Annotated in this window: 23 protein-coding genes and 2 pseudogenes; 13 read left to right on the top strand and 12 right to left on the bottom strand. The window is 66.8% G+C overall.

Features of this window, described 5'->3' with window-relative positions; translation table 11 throughout:
* Positions 1-30 precede the first annotated feature (30 nt).
* Both WBB07_RS28625 and WBB07_RS28620 read right to left on the bottom strand, forming a co-directional pair.
* On the bottom strand, positions 31-2883 hold the full coding sequence (locus tag WBB07_RS28625; protein WP_526312985.1) for an FAD-binding and (Fe-S)-binding domain-containing protein: 2853 nt from the start codon (positions 2881-2883) through the stop codon (positions 31-33).
* Complete coding sequence (locus tag WBB07_RS28620) at positions 2884-4557, bottom strand: L-lactate permease (RefSeq protein ID WP_526312983.1); 1674 nt, start codon at positions 4555-4557, stop codon at positions 2884-2886. It abuts the gene before it with no gap.
* 129 nt (positions 4558-4686) lie between these two features.
* Here WBB07_RS28620 and WBB07_RS28615 point away from each other — a divergent pair, with 129 nt between their 5' ends.
* A complete protein-coding gene (locus WBB07_RS28615) occupies positions 4687-5379 on the top strand; it encodes a GntR family transcriptional regulator (protein ID WP_526312981.1) in 693 nt (230 codons plus the stop codon).
* Here the strand turns inward: WBB07_RS28615 and WBB07_RS28610 are convergent, their stop codons facing one another.
* Positions 5380-5931 carry an NUDIX domain-containing protein gene (locus WBB07_RS28610; protein WP_526312979.1) on the bottom strand — a complete coding sequence of 184 codons (552 nt, stop codon included), beginning with the start codon at positions 5929-5931 and terminating at the stop codon, positions 5380-5382.
* Between the two features lie 31 nt (positions 5932-5962).
* Between WBB07_RS28610 and WBB07_RS28605 the strand changes: the two genes are divergently transcribed.
* Together WBB07_RS28605 and WBB07_RS28600 are read left to right on the top strand one after the other, a co-directional pair.
* The gene (locus tag WBB07_RS28605; RefSeq protein WP_526312977.1) at positions 5963-7363 is read left to right on the top strand and encodes an AMP-binding protein; all 1401 of its coding nucleotides are present in this window, start codon (positions 5963-5965) and stop codon (positions 7361-7363) included.
* On the top strand, positions 7360-7704 hold the full coding sequence (locus WBB07_RS28600) for a VOC family protein (protein WP_526312975.1): 345 nt from the start codon (positions 7360-7362) through the stop codon (positions 7702-7704). The genes WBB07_RS28605 and WBB07_RS28600 overlap by 4 nt, the downstream gene beginning before the upstream one ends.
* A 92-nt stretch (positions 7705-7796) precedes the next feature.
* Here WBB07_RS28600 and dapD read toward each other — a convergent pair whose 3' ends face one another.
* Positions 7797-8741: a 2,3,4,5-tetrahydropyridine-2,6-dicarboxylate N-succinyltransferase gene (gene dapD, locus WBB07_RS28595; protein ID WP_526312973.1), complete on the bottom strand. Its 945-nt coding sequence runs from the start codon at positions 8739-8741 to the stop codon at positions 7797-7799.
* A 47-nt stretch (positions 8742-8788) separates the two neighbouring features.
* On the opposite strand from dapD, the gene dapE reads away from it, so the two are divergent.
* A complete protein-coding gene (gene dapE, locus WBB07_RS28590; protein ID WP_526312971.1) occupies positions 8789-9853 on the top strand; it encodes a succinyl-diaminopimelate desuccinylase in 1065 nt (354 codons plus the stop codon).
* A gap of 14 nt (positions 9854-9867) precedes the next feature.
* Here the strand turns inward: dapE and WBB07_RS28585 are convergent.
* A pseudogene (locus WBB07_RS28585) lies at positions 9868-10920 on the bottom strand (AAA family ATPase); the annotation flags it as partial.
* Between the two features lie 64 nt (positions 10921-10984).
* Here WBB07_RS28585 and log point away from each other — a divergent pair.
* Positions 10985-11548 carry a cytokinin riboside 5'-monophosphate phosphoribohydrolase gene (log, locus tag WBB07_RS28580; RefSeq protein ID WP_526313057.1) on the top strand — a complete coding sequence of 188 codons (564 nt, stop codon included), beginning with the start codon at positions 10985-10987 and terminating at the stop codon, positions 11546-11548.
* Between the two features lie 71 nt (positions 11549-11619).
* Positions 11620-13407, top strand: a complete 1788-nt coding sequence (gene fadD6, locus WBB07_RS28575) for a long-chain-acyl-CoA synthetase FadD6 (RefSeq protein WP_526312969.1) — start codon at positions 11620-11622, stop codon at positions 13405-13407.
* 123 nt (positions 13408-13530) lie between these two features.
* Here fadD6 and WBB07_RS28570 read toward each other — a convergent pair whose 3' ends face one another.
* Positions 13531-14388 carry an endonuclease domain-containing protein gene (locus WBB07_RS28570; protein WP_526313055.1) on the bottom strand — a complete coding sequence of 286 codons (858 nt, stop codon included), beginning with the start codon at positions 14386-14388 and terminating at the stop codon, positions 13531-13533.
* A 207-nt stretch (positions 14389-14595) separates the two neighbouring features.
* Between WBB07_RS28570 and folP the strand changes: the two genes are divergently transcribed.
* The 5 genes from folP (at position 14596) to WBB07_RS28545 (ending at position 17635) form a co-directional block, all read left to right on the top strand.
* A complete protein-coding gene (folP, locus tag WBB07_RS28565; protein WP_526313053.1) occupies positions 14596-15420 on the top strand; it encodes a dihydropteroate synthase in 825 nt (274 codons plus the stop codon).
* Positions 15417-16370, top strand: coding sequence for a glucosyl-3-phosphoglycerate synthase (locus tag WBB07_RS28560; RefSeq protein WP_526312967.1), 954 nt, complete (start codon positions 15417-15419; stop codon positions 16368-16370). Before folP ends, WBB07_RS28560 begins: the two co-directional genes overlap by 4 nt.
* 61 nt (positions 16371-16431) lie before the next feature.
* Complete coding sequence (locus WBB07_RS28555; protein ID WP_526312965.1) at positions 16432-16758, top strand: DivIVA domain-containing protein; 327 nt, start codon at positions 16432-16434, stop codon at positions 16756-16758.
* Positions 16745-17317 carry a DNA-3-methyladenine glycosylase I gene (locus WBB07_RS28550; RefSeq protein WP_526312963.1) on the top strand — a complete coding sequence of 191 codons (573 nt, stop codon included), beginning with the start codon at positions 16745-16747 and terminating at the stop codon, positions 17315-17317. Before WBB07_RS28555 ends, WBB07_RS28550 begins: the two co-directional genes overlap by 14 nt.
* Positions 17318-17467: 150 nt before the next feature.
* Positions 17468-17635 carry a DUF3117 domain-containing protein gene (locus WBB07_RS28545; protein WP_526312962.1) on the top strand — a complete coding sequence of 56 codons (168 nt, stop codon included), beginning with the start codon at positions 17468-17470 and terminating at the stop codon, positions 17633-17635.
* Between the two features lie 48 nt (positions 17636-17683).
* Here the strand turns inward: WBB07_RS28545 and glgA are convergent, their stop codons facing one another.
* Entirely contained in the window at positions 17684-18856 is a 1173-nt protein-coding gene (gene glgA / locus WBB07_RS28540; protein WP_526312960.1) for a glycogen synthase, read from the bottom strand.
* Between the two features lie 176 nt (positions 18857-19032).
* Between glgA and glgC the strand changes: the two genes are divergently transcribed.
* Positions 19033-20247 carry a glucose-1-phosphate adenylyltransferase gene (glgC, locus tag WBB07_RS28535; protein ID WP_526312958.1) on the top strand — a complete coding sequence of 405 codons (1215 nt, stop codon included), beginning with the start codon at positions 19033-19035 and terminating at the stop codon, positions 20245-20247.
* Positions 20248-20330: 83 nt separating this feature from the next.
* A complete protein-coding gene (locus WBB07_RS28530) occupies positions 20331-21461 on the top strand; it encodes a diguanylate cyclase domain-containing protein (RefSeq protein WP_526312956.1) in 1131 nt (376 codons plus the stop codon).
* A gap of 16 nt (positions 21462-21477) precedes the next feature.
* Here the strand turns inward: WBB07_RS28530 and WBB07_RS28525 are convergent, their stop codons facing one another.
* The 5 genes and pseudogenes from WBB07_RS28525 to mdlC form a co-directional block, all read right to left on the bottom strand.
* Positions 21478-22287 (bottom strand): alpha/beta fold hydrolase, encoded by an 810-nt coding sequence (locus WBB07_RS28525; protein WP_526312954.1) that lies wholly within the window; start codon positions 22285-22287, stop codon positions 21478-21480.
* 65 nt (positions 22288-22352) lie between these two features.
* The gene (locus WBB07_RS28520) at positions 22353-23003 is read right to left on the bottom strand and encodes an FAD-linked oxidase C-terminal domain-containing protein (RefSeq protein ID WP_526312952.1); all 651 of its coding nucleotides are present in this window, start codon (positions 23001-23003) and stop codon (positions 22353-22355) included.
* Positions 23004-23134: 131 nt separating this feature from the next.
* Positions 23135-23434 (bottom strand): annotated as a pseudogene (locus tag WBB07_RS28515) (FAD-binding oxidoreductase); the annotation flags it as partial.
* Positions 23435-23636: 202 nt separating this feature from the next.
* On the bottom strand, positions 23637-24050 hold the full coding sequence (locus WBB07_RS28510; RefSeq protein ID WP_526312950.1) for a tautomerase family protein: 414 nt from the start codon (positions 24048-24050) through the stop codon (positions 23637-23639).
* Between the two features lie 3 nt (positions 24051-24053).
* A complete protein-coding gene (gene mdlC, locus WBB07_RS28505; RefSeq protein WP_526312948.1) occupies positions 24054-25670 on the bottom strand; it encodes a benzoylformate decarboxylase in 1617 nt (538 codons plus the stop codon).
* Positions 25671-25751: the final 81 nt, after the last annotated feature.

Here is a 25751-nt window from a genome sequence, read left to right as displayed (position 1 = left end):
ATCAGATCGGTTCCCACATCGACGGCAGCGTCAGTCGTTATGGAGTCGATGCAGGACGGTATCTGTCATGTTGCCGTCGCGGGGCGTGCGCGCCGGTTCGCCGACCAGATCGGCCAGTAGCTCCAGCACATGGCGGTAGGACCTGCCGGTGGCCCTGGTCATCCCCATCTCGCAGGTGCGGTTGCATGAGGCGTGCGCCGCGGCGTCGTGTGAGCGCACCTCGGCCGCCTCGCGGGTGGTGGCGGAGGCGGTCAGCTCCGGATGCAGCATCCCGCGATCCCCGGCGAACGCGCAGCATCCCCAATCCTGGGGCACCAACACGTCCTCGGCGACTTCCTGGGAGAGTGCCAGCAGGGCGTCGTTGATGCCGAGTTGGGTCGACGAGCACGTGGGATGCACGGCCAGCGACGCCAGCCGGGGGTGCTCGGCCAGGCCGGCTACCACGCGGTCGGCGGTGAACTGGACGGCATCGACCACGGTGACCTGTGGTGCCGTGTCGTGCAGCATCTTGATCAGGCCCTCGGTGCAACTGGATGCGTCGCAGACCAACGGAACTGCGCCCCCTCGGGTGGCCGAGAGCACCGCTGCGACGGTGCGGTGCTGCATCACCGTGTAACCAGCGGACATCCCCTTCGACGACCATGGTGTCCCACAGCACAGCGAGTCGATATCGCGAGGAACCAGCAGGGTGATACCCGCTGTGGCGCACAGCTTCTCGAAAGCCGACTGAACGCCCTCGCCGTCGGCGCCGAACATGGTGTTGACGCAGGCCGGCAAGTACACCGCATCGGGTTCGGTCGACGGTGCCGCCCGCTTTCGGGAGCGACCGCCGCGAGGCAGGTCCGCCGACCACTCGGGTACCTGATCGGCACCGACGACCGCGCGGGCCGCCTTGCTGGCACCGCCCGGCACCGCGGCCGGCAGCACCTTCGCGATGGTCAAGGCTGCGGAAGCGCCGCGGGTGCTCGCCTTCCAGTGCCGTGCGGCGGTGGCCCAGCCCCGGTCGGCCACCGGTGCCACCTGCTCCCGGCGCAGCCGCCGCACCAGGTCCCCGGTGTTGATCAGGACCGGGCAGACCGTTGCGCACATTCCGTCGACCGCACAGGTCTGGACCCCCGAATACTCGTAACTGCCTTCGAGTTCGGTGACCAGATCCGTATCGCCGGCCGCCTCGGCGTCAGCGATGGCCCGCCGCACCACGATCCGCTGACGCGGGGTGAGCGTCAGATCGCGGCTCGGGCACACCGGTTCGCAGTAGCCGCACTCGACACAGCGGTCGACCTCCTCCTCGACGGTGGGGGTCACCTTGATGTGGCGCAGATGGGCTCGGGGATCATCGTCGAGCAGGACACCGGGGTTCAGCATCCCGGTGGGGTCGAACAACCGCTTGATCGCGACCATCACGTCGAACAACTCGTCGCCGTACTGGCGGCGCACAAACGGTGCCATCACCCTGCCGGTCCCGTGCTCGGCCTTGAGAGAGCCGCCGTGTCCCAACACCAGATCCACCATCTCCTCGGTGAATTCCGCGTACCTGGACAGGGCTTCGTCACCGGCGAAGCGGTCGGTGATCAGGAAATGTACGTTGCCGTCCTTGGCATGGCCGAAGATCACCGACTCGGCGTAGCGGAACCGGTCGAACAACTCGCCCAGCCCCGCGCAGGTGGCTGCCAGCGACTCGACCGGTACCACCACGTCTTCCAGCAGTGCCGTGGTGCCGGAAGCGCGTGCTCCGGCGACGGAGGCGTACAGCCCCTTGCGGAGTTTCCACAGCCGGGCCCGGCTGCGGGTGTCGGAGGTCAGCACTGCAGGCCGTTGCAGTGCAAGGTCTTTCAGTGTGGTCTGCGCAGCGGCGGTCAATTCGGCCAGCTCGCCGGCATCGGTGGATTGGTATTCCAGCAGCAGCGCGGCCTGACCCGTCACCTCCAGCGTCGCGATCTCGGCCGGTGCGTCCGGTAGGCCCTGGCCCACCCGCAGTGACCGGGCGTCGAGGAGTTCCAGAGTGGCGGCCCCGGTGGCCACCAGCGCCGGCAACGCCGAGTTGGCCGAGACGAGGTCGTCGAAAAGTAGTAGGGCCGAACTGGTATGGGCGCGAACCGGTACGGTGCGCAGCGTCACCTCGGCTACAAATCCCAGGGTGCCCTCGCTGCCCACGATCAGGTGGGCCAGTATCTGGCTGGGGGAGTCGTGGTCGAGCAGCGCGTTGATCCCGTAGCCCATGGTGTTCTTCATGGCGAACTGTTGCCGGATCTTGGCGACCGATGCGGTATTGGCGCGCACCCGGTCGCGCAGCGCCGACAACCCGTCGACGAGTTGCGGCTCCCGATGCCGTAGCTGCTGGTCTGCATCTGGGGCGCCGGTGTCGATCACGGTGCCCGACGGCAGGACGACCACCAGGGAGTCCAGCGTTTGGTAGGTGTTCTCGACTGTGCCGCAGGCCATTCCGCTGGAATTGTTGGCCACCACTCCGCCGATGGTGCAGGCACCCTCACTGGCGGGGTCGGGGCCGATCTTGCGCCGGTACGGCGCCAGGGCCGCATTGAGCCGGCGCAGTGTCACTCCCGGTTGGGTACGTACCCGCAGGCCGTTGTCCAGCACATCGATCCGGCCGAACTCCTTGCGGACGTCGACCAGGATGCCGTCGGTGACACCTTGTCCGGACAGGCTTGTTCCACCGGATCGCAGGGTCAACGGCACTCCGTGGCGGGCGCTGACCGCAAACAACCGGCCCACCTCGGCGGCGTCGCGTGCGGTGACCACCACGTCAGGGGTGAGCAGGAAGTGTGATGCGTCGTGGGCGTAGGCGTGGCGGTCCAGTGCCCGGCTCGTCACTCGGTCGGGGTTGCCGGTGGCGGCGATCAGGGCGTCCAGCAGGGCTGACATCTAGGGCACCATCCAACCCAGGACTTCGGTGGACTGCAGATAGATCAGCACGGTGAAGACGGCGAGCATGCCCAGGCTCCACCAGATCAGCCTCCGGAAGATGTCGCCTTCCTTGCCGACCATGCCGACCGCCGCGGCGGCCACGGCGAGGTTCTGTGGGGACAGCATCTTGCCCAGTACACCAGCCGAGGAGTTGGCCGCCGCCATCAGCGTCGGGCTCAGTCCGGCCTGTTCGGCGGCGGTGGCCTGCAGCAGACCGAACAGCGAATTCGACGACGTGTCGGAACCGGTGATGGCGACGCCGATCCAGCCGATCAACGGGGACAGCAGGGCAAAGAATCCGCCCGCGGAGGCCAGCGCAAACCCGAGGCTCTGCGTCTGGCCGGACAGGTTCATCACAAATGCCAGAGCCAGCACCGAGGTCACGGTGATGATGGTGAAGCGCAGCTGTACCAAGGTGTCCCGGTAGGCGCGCAGTGCTTCACGCGGGGAGATCCGGTAGAGACCGGTGACGATCAGACCGGAGACCAGCAGCAGGGTACCGGTGGCCTTGATGTGGTCGAGCTTGAACATCTGGGCGCCGACGGGCTTGCCCTCCGGGTTCACCACGTCCAGGCCGGGCCAGTGGAAGGTCCACGAGCCGTGGGCGGCCAGCCACGGTTTGATGCCGGGCAGCTGGCTGAGGCTGAACACCGCGATGATGATCAGATAGGGCGCCACGGCGCCGAGGGCCGAACGTTTGGCGGCGGGGACGGTCTTCTGTGCCGTTGTCGTGGCCCCGCCGCTGCCGCTGCCGCTGTCACCGAGCGGAGCGGGATCGGTCGTGCCGTCCGAATCCCTGTCGAATGCCACGGTTTCCGGCTGCCAGAAGCGCAGTGCGGTGAGCACCACGGCGACCGTCACGACGGCGGCCACGATGTCGGTGATCTCCACCGAGATGAAGTTCGAGGTGACGTACTGGGCGAAACCGAAGGTGACGCCGGCCAGGATCGCGATCGGCCAGGTCTGGCGGACACCGCGGATACCGTCGACCAGGAACACCAGGACCAGCGGCACCACGGCGGCGATGAACGGCGTCTGCCGGCCCGCCATCTGCGACAGTTCATGCAGGTCGATGCCGGTCACCGAGCTCAGGGTGATGATCGGGGCGGCCATCGCCCCGAATGCGACGGGAGCGGTATTGGCCAGCAGGGACACCACCGCGGCTTTGATCGGCTTCATGCCGGCAGCCATCAGCATGGCGGCCGAGATAGCCACCGGCGCGCCGAATCCCGCCAGGGATTCCATCAGGGCGCCGAAGCAGAACGCGATCAGGATGGCTTGGATGCGCTGATCGTCGGAGATGGAGCGGATCTTCTCGCCCAGCACCTCGAACCAGCCGGTGATGACCGTCAGCCGGTACACCCAGATGGCGTTGATCAGGATCCACAGGATGGGGAACAGGCCATAGACCGCGCCTTCGGCGGTGGCCGACGCGGCCTGGACGACCGGCATCTGCCACACGCCGATGGCGATGACGATGGACAGTCCGAGACTGATCAGGGCGGCTCGGTGGGCGGGGAACTTGAACACCCCGAGCAAGACGAACAGCGACGTCAACGGGACGGCGGCGACAAGCGCGGACAGCGCAAGCGACCCCGCCGCAGGGTCGAGGATCTGTTGGAACTGGGACATGGCGGGCCTCTTTGGGTAACAGGGCTGACGAACTGCCGCCCATGGTGACATGGCTCACGGCAAATTGTCTAGCAAGTACACAAGGTTGACGAGTAGACATGCCTGTTAAATGACGCCTAGCCTGGCCAGATGGCCAGTGGACTACGGGTGGTATCGGTGGTCGACGCGATCGCCGAGAGCCTGCGAGACGCGATCCTCGCCGGCGAACTGCTGCCCGGCACCGCACTGACCGAGACCGATGTTGCGGGACGCTACGAAGTGGCGCGCCCGACCGCCAAAGCCGCGATCGAGAAGCTGGTGTCGGACATGCTGCTGGAGCGCAGCAACCACAAGACCGCCCGTGTCCGCCGCCTCGGGGCCGATGACGTTCGCGACATCTATCGCACCCGGGCCACCATCGAATCCGAGGCGCTGCGCCAACTTGCGCTACTGCGGGTGGTGCCGCCGGGCACCCGAGAGGCCAACAACGAGATCCGAGTGCTCGACGACGGATCGGCGTTTGCAGTTGTCAAGCCGGATATGGCGTTTCACACCGCGCTGATCGACGGACTGGGCAGCATGCGTACCAGCAAGCTGTATCGCACGCTGGCCTCCGAGGTCACGCTGTGCATGGCGCAGGTGCAGGGCCATCATCTACTCGACACCAAGACGATCGTGGACGAACACGACGGCCTGCTGGATCTGGTGGCTGCCGGTGAAGGCGCCAAGGCGGCGGCGTTGCTGGCCCGACATCTGGGCCGCGCGCGCGAGCGCCTCGTGGGGCTGCTGGGCGGAGACCCAGGTCCCGAAGCCCAACTACCGGTGGAGATCCCGGTTCCCTAGTCAGCCTCGCTCGTGGAGCTGCAGCAGCGTCCACGCGGCGATCGACTGGGCATCGGTGATCTCGCCAGCGCGAATCATCGTCTCGAACTGATCGCGGCTGAACCAGGCACTGCGCATGTCCTGCTCTTCGTGCTCGCGCTCCGGGTCGCCGGCGGTGACGCCGGTGGCCAGGAACACCCACCCCCTCTGACTGCTCAACCCCGGTGCGACGTCGAGAACCCCCAGCGGTGTCATCGACGATGCCAGCACCCCCGTCTCCTCCCGCAGTTCGCGGGCCGCCAACTCGGCCGGTTCCAGCTCGGCCAGTCCTGGCGCGGTGCCTTGGGGGAACTCCCAGCGCCGCAGCCCGAGTGGATATCGGAACTGCTCCACCAGACAGAACCGGTCGCCCTCTGGGGTGGTGTCACGGGCGATCACCAGCGCATACGTCGGCTTGTCCACCACGCCGTAGATGCCTTCACTGCCGTCGGGATGGCGAATCGCGTCTTCCCGCAACACCATCCATGAATTCCGGTACACCTCACGGGACCCGGTGCGCCGGATGTGATCCATGAGGCCATTATTGCCGGGTACCGTCACACACGTGCTCCTGGCCTCCCTGAATCCCGCCGCAGTTGCCGGCGGTGCCGATATCCCCAATGCCGTGACCATCGACGGAACCACGCTGAGTCGTAGCGACCTGCTGGGCGCCGCGACATCGGTGGCCGAACGGGTGGCCGGCGCCCAACGGGTCGCGGTGTTGGCCACCCCGTCGATGACAACGGTGCTGGCCGTCACCGGCGCCCTGATCGCCGGCGTGCCCTTTGTTCCGGTTCCCCCGGATGTGGGGGTGGCCGAGCGGGCGCACATGCTCACCGATTCCGGCGCCCAGCTCTGGCTCGGTGACCTGCCGGAGGACCCGGGCGGGTTGGCCCACATCCCGGTACGCCTGCACGCCCGGTCCTGGCACCGTTACGCCGAACCACACCCGAGTGCACCCGCGTACATCATGTACACGTCGGGCACCACCGGCGCGCCGAAGGGCGTGCAGACCAGTCGGCGGGCTGTCGCGGCCGGTATCGACGGGCTGGCGCAGGCGTGGCAGTGGAGTCCGGATGACGTTTTGGTGCACGGGTTGCCGATGTTCCACGTGCACGGGCTGGTGCTCGGGCTGCTGGGGTCGTTGCGGATCGGGAACGCGTTTGTGCACACCGGGAAACCGAAGCCGGAACTCTACGCAGCGGCCGCCGGAACCCTGTACTTCGGAGTCCCCACCGTGTGGTCGCGGGTGGTCTCCGACCCTGAGTCCGCCCGGGCCTTGGCGTCGGCCCGGCTACTGGTCTCGGGCAGTGCGGCGCTGCCGGTGCCGGTGTTCTCGCAGCTGGCAGAGCTGACCGGACACGCACCGATCGAACGCTATGGCAGTACCGAGTCACTGATCACCCTCAGCACGCTGGTGGACGGGGAACGTCGTCCCGGATCGGTGGGCTTGCCGGTGGCTGGAGTGGAAACCCGGCTGGTCGACGACGCCGGCGCCGAAGTGCCTCACGATGGGGAAACGTTGGGCAGCTTGCATGTTCGTGGCCCGATGCTGTTCGACAAGTACCTGAACCGTCCCGACGCCACCGCTGAGGTGCTCGACGCCGACGGCTGGTATCAGACCGGCGACGTCGCGGTCATCGACGGCGCGGGGATGCACCGCATCGTGGGACGGGCATCGGTGGACCTGATCAAGTCCGGCGGATACCGCATCGGCGCCGGGGAGATCGAAACCGCACTGCTCGGGTACCCCGGTGTCGCGGAGGTTGCGGTGGTGGGGGTGCCCGACGACGACCTCGGCCAGCGGATCGTCGCCTACGTGGTGGGTGATGCGGCCCCGGAGGCGCTGATCAGCTTTGTCGGAGAACAACTCTCGGCACACAAGCGACCGCGGGAAGTCCGGATCGTCGATGCCCTGCCGCGCAATGCGATGGGCAAGGTGCTCAAGAAGGAGTTGATGCGATGAGTCTGCGATTCACCGAGGTGTGCATCGACGCCGCTGACATCCACACCCTGGGGAAGTGGTGGTCACAGGTGCTGGGCTGGCCCTCGGAGATCACCGATGACGGTGACGTGCTGCTGCGCCCGACCGACGGTGGCCCGGTCTGGTTGTTCCTGGAGGTCCCCGAAGCCAAAGCCGGGAAGAACCGGCTGCACTTCGACTTCACCCCCGATGATCAGCAGGCTGAGGTGGACCGGCTCATCGGGCTCGGCGCCCGGCATGTCGACATCGGGCAGGGCCGGCAATCCTGGGTGGTGCTCGCCGACCCGGAGGGCAACGAATTCTGCGTGCTCGCTGCCGAGTAACCACAGTTCTGCCGAGCTCGCGTGGTTGTACGCGACGCGCCGGGCGCGGGCGTACAACCACGCGCGCTCGCGCAGGGTGTGTCAGGGGTGTGTCAGTTGGCGTGCAGGGCGTCGTTGAGCGTGATGCCCTTGCCCTCGCGGGTGACGACCTCCACCGCACCGGTCAGCGAATTGCGCCGGAACAACAGGTTGTTGGCGCCGGAGAGTTCGCGGGCCTTCACCGACTCGCCGTCGGACAGAGTCACTTTGGTGCCCGCCGTGACGTACAGCCCGGCTTCGATCACACAGTCGTCACCCAATGAGATGCCCAGCCCGGCGTTGGCACCCAGCAGGCAGCGCTTGCCCACCGAGATGACCTCGCTGCCGCCGCCGGAGAGGGTGCCCATGATGGAGGCGCCGCCACCGATATCGGAACCGTCGTCGACCACCACACCCGCCGAGATGCGGCCCTCGACCATCGAGGAACCCAGCGTGCCGGCGTTGAAATTCACAAACCCCTCGTGCATCACCGTCGACCCCGAGGCCAGATGGGCACCGAGACGCACCCGGTCGGCGTCGGCGATCCGCACCCCCGTCGGCACCACGTAGTCCACCATGCGCGGGAACTTGTCGACTCCGTAAACGGTCACCGGACCACGCTTGCGGAGTCGGGCGCGGACCAACTCGAAGCCGTCGACGGCACACGGACCGTGGTTGGTCCACACCACGTTGGTCAGGAGGCCGAAGAAGCCGCCGGTATTGAGACCATGCGGCGCCACCAGTCGATGGGACAGCAGATGCAGCCGCAGATAGACGTCGTAGGCGTCGGCGGGGGCATCGTCGAGCGAGGTGATCGCGGTGCGCACCAGCACCGTCTCCACGTCACGGTCCTCATCGCGGCCGGTCAGCGCGGCCAACTCGGCGGGCGCTTCGGCCACCGAGAGGCGGGTTGTCCCCGCGGTGTCCACGGTGCCGAGCTCGGGCGCCGGGAACCAGGTGTCGAGGACCGTTCCGTCCGCCGCCAGTGTCGCCAAACCAATTCCCGAAGCTCCAGTCACGGTGCTACAGGCTACTGGATCGCCGGGAGCAGTTAACCTGGTCCACTGTGCTGGACTTACGCGGCGATCCCATCGCACTGACGGCAGCGTTGGTGGACATTCCCAGCGAATCGCGGCAGGAGAGCCGCATCGCCGACGCCGTGGAGAAGGCGCTGCGTGGTCAGACGTCGGGCTTCGAGATCATTCGCAACGGAAACGCGGTGCTGGCCCGCACCAACCGCGGCCTGCCCACCCGGGTGATGCTGGCCGGGCACCTGGACACCGTTCCCGCCGCCGACAACGTGCCCTCGCGCCGCGCCGGCGAAATCCTGCACGGCTGCGGCACCGTCGACATGAAATCCGGTGACGCGGTGTTCCTGCACCTGGCCGCGACCCTCACCGACTACGCCCACGATCTGACACTGGTGTTCTACGACTGCGAAGAGATCGAATCGTCGGCCAACGGTTTGGGGCGCATCGAGCGCGAGCTGCCCGATTGGCTGCATGCCGACGTCGCGGTGCTGGGCGAGCCCTCCGACGGATTCATCGAGGCCGGCTGCCAGGGCACCCTCCGGGTGGTGATCAGTGCGGCCGGTACCCGCGCCCACTCGGCGCGATCCTGGTTGGGGGACAACGCTATTCACAAGCTGTCCGAGGTACTGGGCCGGCTCTCGTCGTATCGGGCCCGCAGTGTCGACATCGACGGCTGTGTCTACCGGGAAGGGCTTTCGGCGGTGCGGATCGACGGGGGAGTGGCGGGCAACGTCATCCCCGACGCCGCGTCGGTGACGGTGAACTTTCGCTTTGCGCCGGACCGCAGCCCCGAGCAGGCGCTGACACACGTGCACCAGGTGTTCGACGGTCTCGACGTCACCATCGAACAGACCGACTCGGCGGCCGGTGCGCTGCCCGGGCTGAGTCGTCCCGCCGCCGCGGCATTGGTGAAAGCCGCCGGCGGTCAGGTGCGCGCGAAGTACGGCTGGACCGATGTCTCCCGATTTGCCGCCCTCGGCATCCCGGCCGTCAACTACGGCCCGGGTGACCCGAACCTCGCCCACCGGCGCGACGAACGGGTGCACGTCGGGCAGATCACTGCCGCCGTCGATGTGCTGCGCAGTTACCTGAGCCGCTAGAGCTGCAGCCGGCCGGCCCGGGTGTCCCCGAGCCGCGCCGAGTCCCGCCACGCCAGCACCGCGACCGCGGTCTGTCCGGAACGTTCGGCCGTCTGCGCGGCCTGGCGTGCCGCCCCGATCGCACCCAGCGAGTCGTTGCCGGCGGCCAACCGCCACGCCCGGGCCAGCCAGAGCTCCGGGGCGAACAGGCCGGATTTGGTGCCGTGCCGAGATTCCGCGCGTGACAAGGCCTTTGCCGCCTCAGTGAGGTCCCCGCGGCGGGCCAGTGCGGTGGCCAGCAGCATCAGCGCCAGCGGCCCCCACGAGTAGCCGGTGCGATCGAGTGCGGGTGCCGCCGGGATCAGCAACTCCGCGGCTGCGTTGTCGTCGCCCCGGGCCATCAGCACCGCCGCCAACAGCACATCGGCGATCGACCGGCCGGGCTGCTGCCCATGCGCCTCCGCCAGGCGCCGGGCGGTGTCCTCGGCCCCCTCGAGATCGTCGGCCATCGTCGACGCGGTGATCAACCCGAGCCCGATGGTGTAGCGCAGCAATCCGGGATGCTGGGCAGCGACGGCGCGCTCGGCGAAGCCGTCGACCTCATCGAGGCGGCCGGTGCGGGCCGCACACAACGTGGAGGTGCTGGCCGCCCAGGCCACCGCCATATCGTCGGCATCCGCGGCGGCGAGCACCTCGGCGGCGATGTCCAATGCGCGCAGCGGCGTGCCGGCATTCATCGCGAACGTCGCTGTCAGGGCGTCAACAGTCCGGCCGGTCGGTGTGCTGACCCGGTTGCGCACGGTGCGCAGATATGCGGTGGCTCGTTCCGGCTCGCTGAGCATCCAGAACTGATTGGCCGCCCGCGGCAGCGCGACGGCCATCACCTCGCTCTCGGAGAGCTCGTCGCCGCGCTCGGCGTCGATGGCGGCCAGCACCGCTTCGGCATCACGGCCCCGACCCTGCCAGGCCAGTGCCTGCGCGAGCACCAGTCGACACTCGAGGTCGTCGCTGAGAGCGGCGGCGGCCCGGGCCAGATCCTCGGCGCGGACCATATCGCCGGCGCGCAGCGCCTCAGCAGCGGCGGTGATCGACACCGCCGGATTCTATGGGCGTGATGTGCACGCTGTCGGGGAAACCGACTACGTTTCGCAGGTGCAGCCTGACAGTGAACCCGAACGCAGCTGGGCGATATGCGTGTACTGCGCGTCCGGACCCAGACATCCCGATCTGCTGGCGCTGGCCACAGCACTGGGTGCGGCCATCGCCGAGCGCGGCTGGACGCTGGTCTCCGGCGGCGGCAACGTCTCTGCGATGGGAGCGATCGCCGAAGCCGCACGTGCACACGGCGGCCGGACCGTGGGCGTCATCCCGAAGGCGCTGGTACATCGCGAGCTTGCCGACATCGACGCCGAAGAGCTGATCGTCACCGACACCATGCGGCAGCGCAAACAGATCATGGAGGACCGCGCCGACGCGTTCATCACGCTGCCCGGCGGCATCGGCACCCTCGAAGAGCTCTTCGAGACCTGGACGGCCGGCTACCTGGGGATGCACCAGAAACCGGTGGTGCTGCTCGATCCGAACGGGCACTACGACGGGCTGCGGGTCTGGCTGGCGGGCCTGAAGGACACCGGTTACGTCGGAGCGGCGGCGATGGATCGGCTGCTGGTGGCACTCGATGTGGAGGCGGCGCTCGACCTGTGCGCACCCGGCTGACTAGGGCGACCTCCCCTCGCACGTAGGCTGGCCCGCGAATCGATGCAGCTGAAGACGAGGGGCTTACGCGCATGTCCGAGCAGAACGGTTCCCGATCCGCCGTCGGCCTGACCGACATCGTCACGCAGGTACCTGCGGTACTTGCCGACGTGCCACAAATCCTGCGCGGGGTGACCACGGGATTTCTGGCCCGTCCGACGTCGAAGACGTCGATCGGCAAGGTGTTCCAGGAGCGCGCCGAGAAATACGGAAACCGCGTCTTCATCCGCTTCCAAGATCAGTCGCTGACCTACGCTCAGGCCAACGCCACCGTCAACCGGTACGCCGCGGTGCTGGCGGCCCACGGGGTCGGGCGAGGTGACGTCGTCGGCGTCATGCTGCGAAACTCCCCGGATGCGGTGCTGACCATGCTCGCGGTGGTCAAGTGCGGCGCCGTCGCAGGCATGCTCAACTACCACCAGCGTGGTGAGGTGTTGGCGCACAGCATCGAGCTGTTGAAGGCCAAGGTGCTCATCGCCGAGACAGAATTCATCGAGCCGATCGTCGACTGTGGCGCCGTGGCCGGCGGCGCGGCGGAACCGACCACGATCGAGGAGCTGCACCGACTGGCGACGACCGCCTCGACAGTCAACCCGGCGTCGGCGTCGGCAGTGCTGGCCAAGGACACCGCGTTCTACATCTTCACCTCCGGTACCACCGGCCACCCCAAAGCCAGTGTGATGACCCACTTCCGGTGGTTGCGGGCGTTGGCGGCATTCGGTGGTCTGGGGTTGCGGCTCAAGAGCGACGACACGCTCTACTGCTGCCTGCCGCTCTATCACAACAATGCGCTGACGGTGGCGCTGTCCTCGGTGCTCACCTCGGGAGCCACGCTGGCACTCGGTAGGTCGTTCTCGGCGTCGAAGTTCTGGGATGAGGTCATTCGCTACGACGCGACGGCCTTCGTCTACATCGGCGAGCTGTGCCGATACCTGCTCAACCAGCCGCAGCGGCCCACCGACCGGTCGCACAAGGTGCGGGTGATCGCCGGCAATGGTCTGCGGCCGGAGATCTGGGATGAGTTCACCCAACGGTTCGGCATCAAGCGGGTCGCCGAGTTCTACGCTGCCAGTGAGGGCAACACCGCATTCATCAATGTCTTCAATGTGCCGAGAAGCACTGGGATCAGCCCGATGCCGCTGGCCTACGTCGAGTATGACGCCGACTCCGGTGAACCGAAACGCGACGGGGCCGGCCGGGTGCAAAAGGTGCCTGCCGGGCAGCCGGGGCTGCTGATCAGCCCGGTGAACAAGCTGTCTCCGTTCGACGGCTACACCGACAAAGAGGCCAGCGAGAAGAAGTTGGTGCGCAACGCTTTTCGTGACGGCGACGTGTGGTTCAACACCGGTGACGTGATGAACCCGCAGGGTATGGGGCACGCCGCATTTGCCGACCGGCTCGGCGACACCTTCCGGTGGAAGGGCGAGAACGTCGCCACCACCCAGGTCGAAGGGGCGTTGGTGGATGTCCACGACATCGAGGAGTGCACCGTCTACGGCGTCGAGGTGCCCGACACCGGCGGCCGGGCCGGGATGGCTGCGGTGAAACTGCGTGACGGCGCCGAGTTCGACGGGGCGGCGCTGGCGTCGGCGGTCTACGACAAACTCCCCGGCTACGCCGTGCCGCTGTTCGTGCGCGTGGTGCCGACACTGGAGCACACCTCGACGTTCAAGAGCCGCAAGGTCGATCTGCGCAAGGAAGCCTACGGGCCGGACATCGAGGACCCGCTGTATGTGTTGTCCGGTCGCGACGAGGGCTACGTGCCGTTCTATGCGGAGTACCCGGACGAGGTGGCGGCCGGGAAGCGCCCGAAGGGCTGAGCTTGCGAAGCCCTGAAGGGGCGCTGACCCAGATGACCGGGAAGCGCCCGAAGGGCTGAGCTTGCGAAGCGAGCGCCGAGGCTCAATCCTTTGCCACGGTTTTCGGCGTGTCGTCGCAGAGGATCAAGTGTCGCGGTAGCCGCGACGGCGCAACGCCGCGCGTACCCGACTGAGGACGTCCTCGGGGCGATCCTCGGCGATGACTCGGACGACGATCCAGCCGGCGCGAGCGAGATCGCGTAACCGTCGTTGGTCGCGCACGTACTGGCGGCGATCCGTGCGGTGTTGATCGCCGTCGTACTCGGCGGCGACCTGGTATTGCTCCCACCCCATGTCGAGGATGCCGATCAGATAGCCGTCGAGCCCGACCGCAATCTGCGTCGTCGGGCGTGGCAAGCCGTCATCGAGCAGCACCAACCGCAGCCAACTCTCCTTCGGCGAGGCGGCTCCACCGTCGACAAGCGGTAACAGCTCCCGCAATTGCCGCAGGCCGCGCGCCCCCGGATGGATGTCGCCGAGCATCGCCACCTTCTCGGCGGAGAACGCCGTCGCCCGCTTCAGCGCGTCGAGACGACCCAGTGCCTCGGCCCGCGGGAGTCGTCGGCCCAGGTCGAATGCGGTCCGCGCAGTGGTGGTCGCCAGAATGCCGCAGGACCGGGTGATCTCGGCATCGGCGAGCCGGTCACCTCGGGTGATGATGCCGGCCGGGGGACCGGTGTTGCGGTGTATCAGCTCGACGGGTACGTCGTCGTCCACCCAGTCGGAGCCGTGCAGGGCGGCGGCGGCCAGTCCCGCCACAACTCCCCGGGTGCGTGACCACTGCCACGCCCAGATGGTGCGGGTCCGCAGGGACGGGACGGAGCCGTCGGTGGCGTAGATGTTGGGAAACATCGCCGAGTAACCGGTGCGCAGCTGGTACGGCGTGAGTCGGCCCTGGGCCACCGCCTGGCTGCCGACGAACACCGTCTCCTTGCCCTTCATGCCCGGAATGTGCCAGCGGCCACCGACAGCGACCGCGAGGTTCACTCCTCTGCGACGGTCACCGGCATGTCGTCGCAACTGGTTGAGTGTCGGCGCCCCAGAGCTCCCCGGTGCGCACCGAAATCTGCCCCGGCGGTTCGCGGCTAGCCTGGAGACGTGCTGGCGACGTTTCTGGGCCGCCCGGTGGCCGCTGACCGCGCCTTGATCATGGCGATTGTCAACCGCACCCCGGACTCCTTCTATGACCGGGGCGCGACGTTCACCGACGAGGCGGCGATGCAGGCTGCGCACCGCGTGGTCGAGGAAGGCGCCGACGTCATCGACGTCGGCGGGGTCAAAGCCGGCCCGGGACAGGTGGTGGACGCCGACGAAGAGATCGCACGGGTGGTGCCGTTCATCGAGTGGCTGCGCGCGACGTTCCCCGACCAACTGATCAGTGTGGATACCTGGCGGGCTTCGGTGGCCAAGCTGGCCTGCGCGGCGGGTGCCGACCTGATCAACGACACCTGGGCCGGGGCCGACCCCGGGCTGGCGGAAGTGGCGGCCGAGTTCGGTGCGGGCCTGGTGTGTTCGCACACCGGCGGCGCCACCCCGCGCACCCGGCCGTTCCGGGTGAACTACGGCACCAGCACCCGGGGCGTGGTCGATGCCGTCATCGCCGATGTCACCGCTGCCGCCGAAAGTGCAGTGAGCAAAGGCGTCGCCCGTGAGCGGATTCTCATCGATCCGACCCACGATTTTGGTAAGAACACTCACCACAGTCTTAGTTTGTTGCGGCATGTAAAAGATCTTGTTAAGACCGGATGGCCGGTCCTGATGGCCCTGAGCAACAAGGATTTTGTCGGGGAGACTCTGGGAGTGGGTCTGACCGAACGCCTCGACGGAACACTGGCGGCCACCGCACTGGCGGCAGCCGACGGTGCACAGATGTTCCGGGTACACGAGGTCGGGCCCACTCGGCGCGTACTGGAAATGGTCGCGTCGATCCAAGGAGTGCGTCCACCGACGCGCACGGTGAGGGGACTGGCATGACGACTACACCTGACCTGGCCATCGAGAACAGAATGCGCACCGAAACTTGGCTCGCCGAGAACAGCTGGAACCGTCCGACCTGGACAGTTGACGAGTTGATCGCCGCCAAGAAGGGCCGGACCATCTCGGTGGTGCTGCCCGCCCTCAACGAGGAAGAGACCGTCGCGTCGGTGATCGACACGATCAGCCCGCTGGTCGGCGGCCTGATCGATGAACTCATCGTGCTGGACTCCGGCTCCACCGACGACACCGAGATCCGGGCCATCGCCGCGGGCGCCCGCGTCGTCAGCCGGGAACAGGCCCTGCCCGAAGTCCCGACCAACCCCGGCAAGGGAGAGGTGCTGTGGCGCTCGCTGGCGGCCACCACCGGTGACATCGTGGTTTTTGTCGACTCCGACCTGATCGACCCGTCGCCGATGTTCGTCCCGAACCTGGTCGGCCCGCTGCTCACTCGCGAGGGTGTGCACCTGGTCAAGGGCTTCTACCGCCGGCCGCTGAAGGTCAGCGGCAGCGAGGACGCAAACGGCGGCGGCCGGGTCACACAGCTTGTCGCCCGCCCGCTGCTGGCCGCGACCCGTCCGGAGCTGAGCGGGGTGTTGCAACCGCTGGGTGGTGAGTACGCCGGCACCAGGGAGCTGTTGATGTCCCTGCCGTTCGCCCCCGCCTACGGGGTGGAGATCGGTCTGCTCGTCGACACCTACGACAAGTTGGGCATGGACGCGATCGCGCAGGTCAATCTGGGCGTACGGGAGCATCGCAACCGCCCGTTGACGGAGCTGGGCGCCATGAGTCGTCAGGTGATCGCCACCCTGTTGTCGCGGTGCGGGCTCCCGGACTCCGGTGTCGGTTTGACGCAGTTCTTCGCCGACGGCGACGACTTCACCGCACGTCTGTCGAAGGTGTCGTTGGAGGACCGGCCGCCCATGAACACCCTGCGTCCCGTGCGCTGACTCGCGTGCCACACAACGCTGGGTTCCCGGCCGTCCGCCCGGATGGGGCAGTATCGGTTGGGTGACGATGGTTCTGCTGTACCTGGTGGTGCTGGTTCTGATCTCGGTGGTGCTGTTCGGGGTGGCCAGTGTGTTGTTCGGTCGCGGTGAGCAACTGCCGCCGCTGCCACGTGCCACCACCGCCACGGTGCTGCCCGCGTCCGGAGTGACCGGCGCCGACGTCGAATCCGTCAAATTCACCCAGACCGCGCGCGGCTACAAGACCAGCGAGGTGGATTGGGTTCTGGACCGGCTCGGCCAGGAACTCGACTCCCTGCGCGCGGAGGTCGCGGTGTTGCGTGCGGATACTCGGGTGGTCGTGGGCGCCGAAGACGATGACCCCCGCTGAGGACGGCCTGATCAGGTGCGACTGGGCCGACGGTGACTCGCTGTTGTACCGCGACTACCACGACCAGGAGTGGGGAAAACCGGTCCGCGGTACTGCGGAACTGTTCGAGAGGATCAGCCTGGAAGCGTTCCAGAGCGGGCTGTCCTGGCTGGTGATCCTGCGAAAGCGGGAAAACTTCCGCAAGGCTTTCGACGGGTTTGCCGTCGATGCGGTGGCCGCCTACGACGACGGTGATGTCGACCGTTTGATGGCCGACGTCGGCATCGTCCGCAACCGGGCGAAAATCGAAGCCACCATCGTCAACGCGCGCGCCGTCGCCGGGCTCGACACCGATCTGACGGAGCTGTTGTGGTCCTTTGCGCCTGCGCCGCGGCCCCGGCCGCTGACAATCGCCGATGTCGCCGCAGTCACTCCGGAATCCACCGCGATGGCCCGTGAACTCAAGCGGCGGGGCCTCAAATTTGTCGGCCCGACCACGGCCTACGCCTTGATGCAGGCCACCGGCATGGTCGACGACCATGTGCAGTCGTGTTGGGTTCCCATGCTCGACGACCGTTAACGGCCGGGTCTTGCACACGCATCGGTTCCGATAAGGAACAATGGAGCTCGTGAACTGGCAGTTCGACGCGCCTGGTGGCAACGGGTGGGTACCAGCGCACCGTTCTGGTCCACGACGGGGACGAGCAGTCCAACTTGGAGGGAGCACTCGATGGCGGCCATGAAGCCCCGGACCGGTGACGGTCCACTGGAAGCAACCAAAGAGGGGCGTGGCATCGTGATGCGGGTACCGCTCGAGGGCGGTGGGCGGCTTGTCGTAGAACTGACACCCGATGAAGCTGCAGCCCTCGGCGAGGAGCTCAAGAGCGTGACCGGTTGAGCCCGGTGGTGTGATCTCACGAGAACCCCGCGCACTGCGCGGGGTTCTCTACGCCGACACCGCGCGGTAGATCTGCAGCGTCTGCTCGGCGATCTGCGCCCAGGAGAATTCTTCGATGCATCGTTGGCGCCCGGCGCTGCCGTAACGAGCGGCGCGCTGTGGGTCGGCCACCAAGGCATTGACCGCCTCGGCGATACGCAACTCGAAACCTGTTGCGTCTGAAGGGTCGTAGTGCACCAGTGATCCGGTGGTGCCGTCAGCGACCACCTCTGGGATTCCGCCGACATCGGAGGCGACCACCGCCGTCGAGCAGGCCATCGCTTCGAGGTTGACGATCCCCAGCGGCTCGTACACTGACGGGCACACAAAAACTGTTGCAGCCGAGAGGATTTCACGAATCTTCGCGGTCGGCAGCATGTCCCGGACCCAGAAGACGCCGGTGCGCGCAGCTGAGAGTTCCTGTACCGCGCCGTCGACTTCGGCGGCGATCTCCGGGGTGTCGGGTGCGCCGGCGCAGAGCACCAGCTGGATCTCCGGGGCAAACCGGTGTGCGGCGGCCACCAGATGTGCGACACCTTTTTGCCTGGTGATCCGACCGACAAAGGCGACCACCGGACGGGACGGGTCAACGCCCAACTCGGCCAGTACCGATTCGGCCGGATCCGTCGACTCCGGGGGCGCCGGGTACCACACCGCGGTGTCGATACCGTTCTTGACGACGTGCACGCGGTCGGGGTCCAGCGCGGGGTAGACCTCGAGGACATCGGAGCGCATGCCCGAGCTCACGGCGATGACTGCGTCAGCGGCCTCGACGGCCGTCTTCTCCACCCAGGACGACACCCGGTAGCCCCCGCCGAGTTGCTCGGCCTTCCACGGGCGCAACGGCTCCAGTGAATGTGCCGTCACCACGTGGGGAATCCCGTACAGCAGGCCCGCGAGATGTCCGGCCATGCCGGTGTACCAGGTGTGTGAATGCGCGATATCGGCCTGCCCGGCGGCGTTGGTCATCACCAGGTCGGTCGACAACATCGCCAGCGCGGCGTTCGCGCCGGCGAGCGCGGGATCGGGCTGATGCACAAATGCCCCGTCGCGGGGAACCCCCATACAGTGCACGTCGACGTCGCACAATCTTCGCAGCTGAGCGACGAGTTCGGTGACGTGGACGCCCGCGCCCCCGTACACCTCAGGCGGATACTCTCGAGTCATCATGGCCACCCGCATAGCCAAGACCGTAATGGTCGGGGTGCGCGGGCGCAGGTATTGGGTCAACCTGACGGGCGTCGAGCCCAAATACCTTGACTCGCAATCCGTCCAAACCGGGCCCCGGAGGGTAAGAAGCGCCACAATTCTCGGCGATTGCCCTAGCCGCAGTTGGTCGCTGCCGATAGGTTTGTCTCATGAGGGAAGCGCCACACGTGCTGGGTATCGTCCTGGCCGGCGGGGAGGGTAAGCGGCTCTACCCGCTCACAGCTGATCGTGCCAAGCCGGCGGTTCCTTTTGGTGGTGGCTACCGCTTGATCGACTTCGTCCTGTCAAACCTCGTGAACGCGAGGTTCCTGCGAATCTGTGTTCTCACGCAATACAAATCGCATTCGCTGGACCGTCACATCTCGCAGAACTGGCGGCTGTCGGGTCTGGCTGGTGAATACATCACGCCCGTGCCTGCTCAGCAGCGGCTCGGGCCGCGTTGGTACACCGGTTCGGCCGACGCCATCTACCAGTCGCTGAACCTCATCTACGACGAGGACCCCGACTACATCGTGATCTTTGGTGCCGATCACGTGTACCGGATGGATCCCGAGCAGATGCTGCAGGCGCACATCGAGAGTGGTGCGGGCGCCACCGTCGCCGGAATCCGCGTCCCGCGTTCGGAAGCGTCGGCGTTCGGATGCATCGACGCCGACGATTCGGGGCGCATCCGCGGCTGGGTGGAGAAACCGGAGGACCCGCCGGGAACCCCCGACGATCCCGAGATGACGTTCGCATCCATGGGCAACTACATCTTCACCACCAAGGTGCTCCTCGACGCCATTCGGGCCGACGCAGACGAAGACCACTCCGATCACGACATGGGCGGCGACATCATTCCGCGGCTGGTGGCCGATGGGAGGGCCGCGGTCTACGACTTCAACAACAACGAAGTGCCCGGCGCCACCGAACGCGATCATGGTTACTGGCGCGACGTCGGCACCCTGGACGCCTTCTACGACGCCCACATGGACCTGGTGTCGGTGCACCCGATCTTCAACCTGTACAACAAGCGCTGGCCGATTCGCGGTGGTGCCGAGAACCTGGCTCCGGCGAAGTTCGTCAACGGCGGCTCCGCGCAGGAATCGGTGGTGGGCGCCGGCAGCATCATCTCGGCGGCCTCGGTGCGCAACTCGGTGTTGTCGTCCAACGTCGCGATCGAAGACGGCGCCATCGTCGAGGGCAGCGTGTTGATGCCGGGTACCCGAGTCGGCCGCGGCGCCGTCGTGCGCCGTGCGATTCTGGACAAGAACGTGGTTGTCGGGCCGGGTGAGATGGTCGGTGTGGACCTGGAAAAGGATCGGGAGCGGTATGCGGTCAGCTCCGGCGGTATCGTCGCGGTCGGCAAGGGTGTCTGGATCTGACGGCGTTCCTGGGTGCGCTGTATCGCACGATTGGCGCGGCCCTCGGCTGTGAGCAAGTAGCGGTTTTCCTCGACGACGGTAGGGTGTTCGGCTCTGCGGGCCTGATCCCGCCGGGGTCCTGGCCCGCACCTGGAACGGTCGCCGTGCACGACGACGTACCCGGGGCGGGTTTCGCCGCGGTCGTTGCGTTTCACGACGGCGCCGGGCTGCTCTGCGTGAGAGATCCCGCTACTCGGGTCGACACGACTGAACTTCGTGGGCAGCTACGGGATTTCGCCGAATTGGCGTCGCTGTATCTCGAGCAGGAAAAGCTGGCCGAGAATGCCGCCCTCTACCGGCTGGTGGCCGAAAACTGCGGCGACACCCTCATCCGGGGAACCCTCGATGGCATCCGGCGGTACGTGTCACCGTCGATCCGCAAACTGCTCGGCTACGACGTCGAAGAACTGGTCGGCCGGAGCGCGCGAGAGATCGTGCACCCCGACGACCTCGAGGCATTCGGCGCGTTGATGGCAGCGCTGCGCAGCGGAGACCTCGACAACTTCACCACCGAGCACCGGCAGCGACACAAGGACGGCTCCTGGGTGTGGCTGGAGGCGTTTGTCCAGGTGACCCATGACCCTGCCAGCGGCGACCGGGACGGCTACGTCGTGTCGGTGCGTGATACCTCCCGGCGCAAAGCGCTGGAAACCGTGTTGGTGCACAACGCCTCTCATGACTCGCTGACCGGGCTGCCCAACCGGGCGACGCTGTATGAACGGTTGCAGCAGGAGATTCACCGAGCGGACCGGCATGACACTCGTTTTGCAGTGCTGTGTCTGGACCTGGATGGGTTCAAACATGTCAACGACACGTTGGGGCATGAGGCCGGCGATGTCCTCTTGACCTTTGTGGCGGCTCGGCTGGAAGCCTGCGTGCGCGCCTCGGACATGGTGGCCCGCCGTAGCGGCGACGAATTTGTGGTCATCCACGTCACCGACGCGCCGCTGCCCGGGTCGGCGATGTCCTTGGCGCAACGACTGATCGAGACGGTGTCGCTGCCGATCGACATCGACGGGCTGGCAGTGCATGTCGGACTGAGTGTCGGAGTGGCGGTGGCCGGCGGACACCCCTTCGAGCCGGAGACACTGCTGCGCATTGCCGACAAGGCGCTGTACCAGGCCAAGGCTGCCGGCCGCCACAGGTATCGGGTGGCCGAGGCCGACCTGGTGTGAGACCGGTCCGGCGTGTTCAGGGGTGTCCTGCAGCGGCCAGGATCAGCGCTGCGACCTCCTGCGGCTGGGTGATGGGGGACAGATGTGAGGTGTCGAGTTCGATGGTGTTTGCGCCCATCCGTTGTGCGAGGAAGCGCTCGAGTCCGGGGTTGATCGTCCGGTCTCGGGTCGAGACCTGGTACCAGCTGGGTTTGTGGTGCCACGCCGCGGTTGTGGTGCGCTCGGTGGGCAGAGTGGCGAGATTGCGGCCCTGCACGGCGTAGAGGGCGCGTGCGCGGGCCCTCGGGACGCCGCCGGCGAAGTCGTCGAGGAATGTCTGCTCGTCGAGTTGGGCGTATCCGTCCGCAGCGGTGACGATCCCCGCCGACGCGGGTGGGGTGGGGAACTGCTTGGCCAACAGCGGAAAGTCTTCGCCGGCGTCGGGTGCGCGGGCAGCGATGTAGGCGAGGGCGCTGATGTCGGGCCCACCCCCCACCTCGCTGACGATGGTGCCCGACCAGGAGTGGCCCACCAACACGGTCGGACCATCTTGTAGGGCCAGCACCCGACGGGTCTCGGCGGCGGCAGCGGCCAAGGTGGTCAACGGATTTTGCACGACGGCAACGTCGAGGCCCGCTTCTTGAAGGTAGGGCACAACATCGATCCACGAGGAACCGTCCGAGTACAGGCCATGTACCAACACCACATTTCGGGCGCGGACATCGGCGACGGGTATGCCGCCCAGCGGCGGGTCGGCGCGTGCCGTCCTGCTGAGGCCGACGGCCAGTCCGGCCGCCGCGACTCCCGCCAGCGCCGATGTCCCGAATGACCTCCGCGACAATGACATTGGATTCTCTCTTCGGGGTCTCGCTTCTTCGGAGAACACCAGCTCGCTGCGCCGGATCGAGCAGTTCAGGCCTTGACGGCGATCTTGAAGATGAGAGTGGTGAGTGCGCCGAAGGCGCCGCCCGCGCTGATGTACAGGCGTTTGGCGTCGTAGCCGGCGACATCCTTCATGGTTTCGGCGCCGAAACGGGCTGGGGATCGGTTGCCGATGACGGTGACGTCGGCGCCGAGCAGAGCATGCCTGATGTGTTCGCGTTCGATACCGGCGGCGGTGGCCACGAGCTCACCGACCGTGCGTTTCCCGCCGGTGGTGGGGACCGCTGCACAGGTGACGCCGTGTTCGTCGAGGTAAGGGTCGAACGCCTTTTTGATCGAGCGCTGGGCGGCGATCTCCACCGGAGTGAACCGCTTGGTCATGAACTGGATCTTCCCGGTGCCGACGCCGTGCTCGCCGGTGATGGTGCCACCCAGCGAAAGAGCCGCTTCGATGATCTCGTTGTTCGCCTCGTCCAGAGCAGACGCGGCCAAGGGGTTGTCCTTGTCGAAGAACGTCGTGGGGTGCAGGTCGCCGTCGCCGGCATGGCCGCAGACCGCGATGAACAGCAACCCGTCGGCATGGCGGGCGGCGGTGGCCTGGATCGCTTCCTGCATCTCGGGGATCCGATCGCGCGGTACCGTGACGTCGCCGATGAAGAAGCCCTTGCCGCTCTGTACCACCGAGTGGGGGCATTGAGGCGGCCGTACCACAGCTGGGCGCGGTCGGCATCGTCCTCGGCGCGGAAGCGGGCGCTCGACCCGTCGGCCAGGACGACGTCCGCGGACAGAACGTGGTTGTAGGTGACGCCGTACTTCAACGCATGTGGTCCGCCGGCGTTTTCGATGATGTTTCCGCCTACGGTGGCCAGCTGTGCCGAGACCGGATCAGGTGAGAAGCACAACCCGTGCGGTGCCAGAGCAGCTTGCAGGCCGGAGTTGATGACACCGGGTTCGACTCGGGCACAACGCTTCTCGGTGTCGATGTCGAGTATCTTGTCGAAGACGGACAGGTCGAGCAGGACACCACCTTCGGCGGGCATCATCCCGCCCGAGCAGTTCGACGCCCCGCCGCGGGGAACGACGTGAACCTGGTGTTCGGACGCCAGGCGCATGATGGCGGCGATATCGTCGCGGGTGTGAGGACGCAGCAGCAGTCCGGCCAGCCCCCCCCCGACTCCCCAATAGTCCTGGCCTCGTTCGGTGAGCACGGTGTTGTCGGTGATCACCTCACCATGGCTTGCCGCCGCCGCGGCGAACCGATTGATGGCAGCATTGTCCGCGCCAGTTTGCTGTTGTGCAGTGTGAGTGGTTATTTCAATCAGATCCTTCGGTCGGGCGGCCACGTAGCCAGGCCTCCTCTTCGCCGGGGGCAGGTAGCACGCGTCCGCCTTCGATGGCAAAATGTGCTGGGCTGTTTTGAATCACAACCAGGACGCGCTCGGCGGGTATGCCGGTGACCCGCGAGGCCGCAGCGGCGATCGCGGCCACCAATTGGCTGCTTTGGGCTTCGGGATGTCCGGTCCGGACCCACCCGTTCACCAGAAGGGGTCGGGCGGGTTGACCACCGGTGTAGACGTCGTCGGGGGCCAGTTCATGGAAGACGACGTTGACATAGGTTCCGGGAACGTGATTGATCATCGAATGGATCCTGGTCACTTCGCCGGCGAGGGCGGCTTTCGTGTCGGCACTGAGCGTCGACTGCACCGTGGTGCAGGTGTAGACCGGCATCGCTCAGCCCAGGAACGGCAGTTGCGGTTGGGTGGGGACCACCAGAACGGTTGGTCCGTCGGCTTCCAGCGCCGCCTTGAATTCACGGGCGAGGTGCTCGGTGCCGTCAATCTGGGCCGTCCGACACCCGAAACCTGTTGCCAACGAAGCGATGTCCAGACCTGGAAGATCAAGGCCGGGGACGTTTGGCGTCTTCTCCAGTAGCGCAAATGATTTGAGTACTGCGTATTCACCGTTGCGCTGTACCACAAACACTATGGGCAATTTGTGCTGCGCGGCCGTCCAGATTGCCTGTATCGAGTACTGGAACGAACCGTCGCCGATCGAGGCGACGATGGTCCGCTTCACGCCACGGGCCCGGTCGCCGAGGGCGATGCCCACCGCCGCAGGCACTCCCCACCCGATGCCGCCGCTGCCGGTGGCAAAGAAGCTACCCGGACGTCTGGTGGGCCACCAGTGGATGAGGTCCGCCAATGTAGAGGTCGACTCCATCACGACTGCAGCGTCGTCGGGTTTGACCGAACTCAGCACTGCATAGACGTCGTTCGGCATCAGGGGCGCGGATGCCACCGGGAGCGTGTCGTTGAAATCTCTGCTCAATCCAGGCGGGGCCTGCCGATCGACCGGAACCTGCACCAGGTCCAGGAGCTGTTCCAGGACAGTGCCCATGTCGCCGACCAGGCTGTCGCCAACCGGCGCGATTGCGGCAAGGTGGGGATCGGAAGTGATCTGCAGGACCGAGGTTCCCTCAGGCAGGTAATCGCCGGCGACATAGGGGTAGTACCGGAACACCTGCGCACCGATCACGATGACCAGGTCGTAACCCGCCACGGCCTCGCTGACACCGGCGATGGTCAGCGGAAGTGGGCCCCCGTACAGCGGGTGGTCCTCGGGGAATGAGCACCGATCCGACAGCGCGCTGCCGCGCACCGGCGCCCGCAGCTTCTCGGCGAAGGCGACACCGGCCTCCCACGCACCGGCGCGGTCCACCTCTGGGCCCAACACCAAGAGTGGTCGCTCAGCCCGGCTGATCCGTTCGGCGAACTCGCGCAGCCGCTCGGCGTCGGGCTGGACGCGCCGGCTGACCGTCCTGACCACCGCCGGCGCCAGAGCCGGCTTGTTCCAGTCGTCGAGCGGGATCGACAGGAACACCGGACCCGCTGGCGGCTGGGTCGCCACCGCGTAGGCGCGCATGAAAGCCGCCGGCACATCCTCGGCGCGTGCCGGCTCGTAGGCCCACTTAACCCAGGGCTGTGGCATCACTGTCGGGTCGGGATTGTTCAAATACGGGTCGCACAAGGACATTTCACGGGTCTGCTGACCGGCGGTGACAATCAGTGGGGTATTGGCCCGGTAGGCTGCGACGAGGCTTCCCATTGCGTTGCCGGTGCCGGCGGCGGTGTGCAGGTTCACCAGCGCCGGCTTGCCGCATGCCTGGGCGAAGCCATCGGCCATCGCCAGCACCGAGGCTTCCTGTAGGCCCAACACGTAGGTGAAGTCGTCCGGGAAGTCCTGCAGGAAGGTCTGCTCGGTGGAACCCGGGTTACCGAACACCGTGGTCAGGCCCAGTGTGCGGAGCAGATCGAAGGTGACGTCGTGAACGGTCTTCTCGTCGGCCATCGTGTGAAACCCTTCGTGAAGTTAGGCAAGAAAACTCGGCTGCGGAAATCACACACCCTGCGCGCCCGGCTCCACCCCGTG

Source organism: Mycobacterium sp. (genome assembly GCF_049647605.1).
Lineage (GTDB): Bacteria > Actinomycetota > Actinomycetes > Mycobacteriales > Mycobacteriaceae > Mycobacterium.
The sequence above is the reverse complement of the archived record's forward strand: the minus strand, read 5'-3'. Positions and strand labels throughout refer to the sequence as shown.

What these genes read in the sequence shown, in the direction of transcription:
- WBB07_RS28615 (WP_526312981.1), top strand. Translation starts at nt 4,687, where the DNA reads ATGGCCAGTGGACTACGGGTGGTATCGGTGGTCGACGCGATCGCCGAG.
- WBB07_RS28625 (WP_526312985.1), bottom strand. Translation starts at nt 2,883, where the DNA reads ATGTCAGCCCTGCTGGACGCCCTGATCGCCGCCACCGGCAACCCCGAC.
- WBB07_RS28545 (WP_526312962.1), top strand. Translation starts at nt 17,468, where the DNA reads ATGGCGGCCATGAAGCCCCGGACCGGTGACGGTCCACTGGAAGCAACC.
- fadD6 (WP_526312969.1), top strand. Translation starts at nt 11,620, where the DNA reads ATGTCCGAGCAGAACGGTTCCCGATCCGCCGTCGGCCTGACCGACATC.
- folP (WP_526313053.1), top strand. Translation starts at nt 14,596, where the DNA reads ATGGCGATTGTCAACCGCACCCCGGACTCCTTCTATGACCGGGGCGCG.
- WBB07_RS28600 (WP_526312975.1), top strand. Translation starts at nt 7,360, where the DNA reads ATGAGTCTGCGATTCACCGAGGTGTGCATCGACGCCGCTGACATCCAC.
- WBB07_RS28560 (WP_526312967.1), top strand. Translation starts at nt 15,417, where the DNA reads ATGACGACTACACCTGACCTGGCCATCGAGAACAGAATGCGCACCGAA.
- WBB07_RS28510 (WP_526312950.1), bottom strand. Translation starts at nt 24,050, where the DNA reads ATGCCGGTCTACACCTGCACCACGGTGCAGTCGACGCTCAGTGCCGAC.
- WBB07_RS28570 (WP_526313055.1), bottom strand. Translation starts at nt 14,388, where the DNA reads ATGAAGGGCAAGGAGACGGTGTTCGTCGGCAGCCAGGCGGTGGCCCAG.
- WBB07_RS28525 (WP_526312954.1), bottom strand. Translation starts at nt 22,287, where the DNA reads ATGTCATTGTCGCGGAGGTCATTCGGGACATCGGCGCTGGCGGGAGTC.
- WBB07_RS28620 (WP_526312983.1), bottom strand. Translation starts at nt 4,557, where the DNA reads ATGTCCCAGTTCCAACAGATCCTCGACCCTGCGGCGGGGTCGCTTGCG.
- WBB07_RS28550 (WP_526312963.1), top strand. Translation starts at nt 16,745, where the DNA reads ATGACCCCCGCTGAGGACGGCCTGATCAGGTGCGACTGGGCCGACGGT.
- glgA (WP_526312960.1), bottom strand. Translation starts at nt 18,856, where the DNA reads ATGCGGGTGGCCATGATGACTCGAGAGTATCCGCCTGAGGTGTACGGG.
- WBB07_RS28610 (WP_526312979.1), bottom strand. Translation starts at nt 5,931, where the DNA reads ATGGATCACATCCGGCGCACCGGGTCCCGTGAGGTGTACCGGAATTCA.
- glgC (WP_526312958.1), top strand. Translation starts at nt 19,033, where the DNA reads ATGAGGGAAGCGCCACACGTGCTGGGTATCGTCCTGGCCGGCGGGGAG.
- mdlC (WP_526312948.1), bottom strand. Translation starts at nt 25,670, where the DNA reads ATGGCCGACGAGAAGACCGTTCACGACGTCACCTTCGATCTGCTCCGC.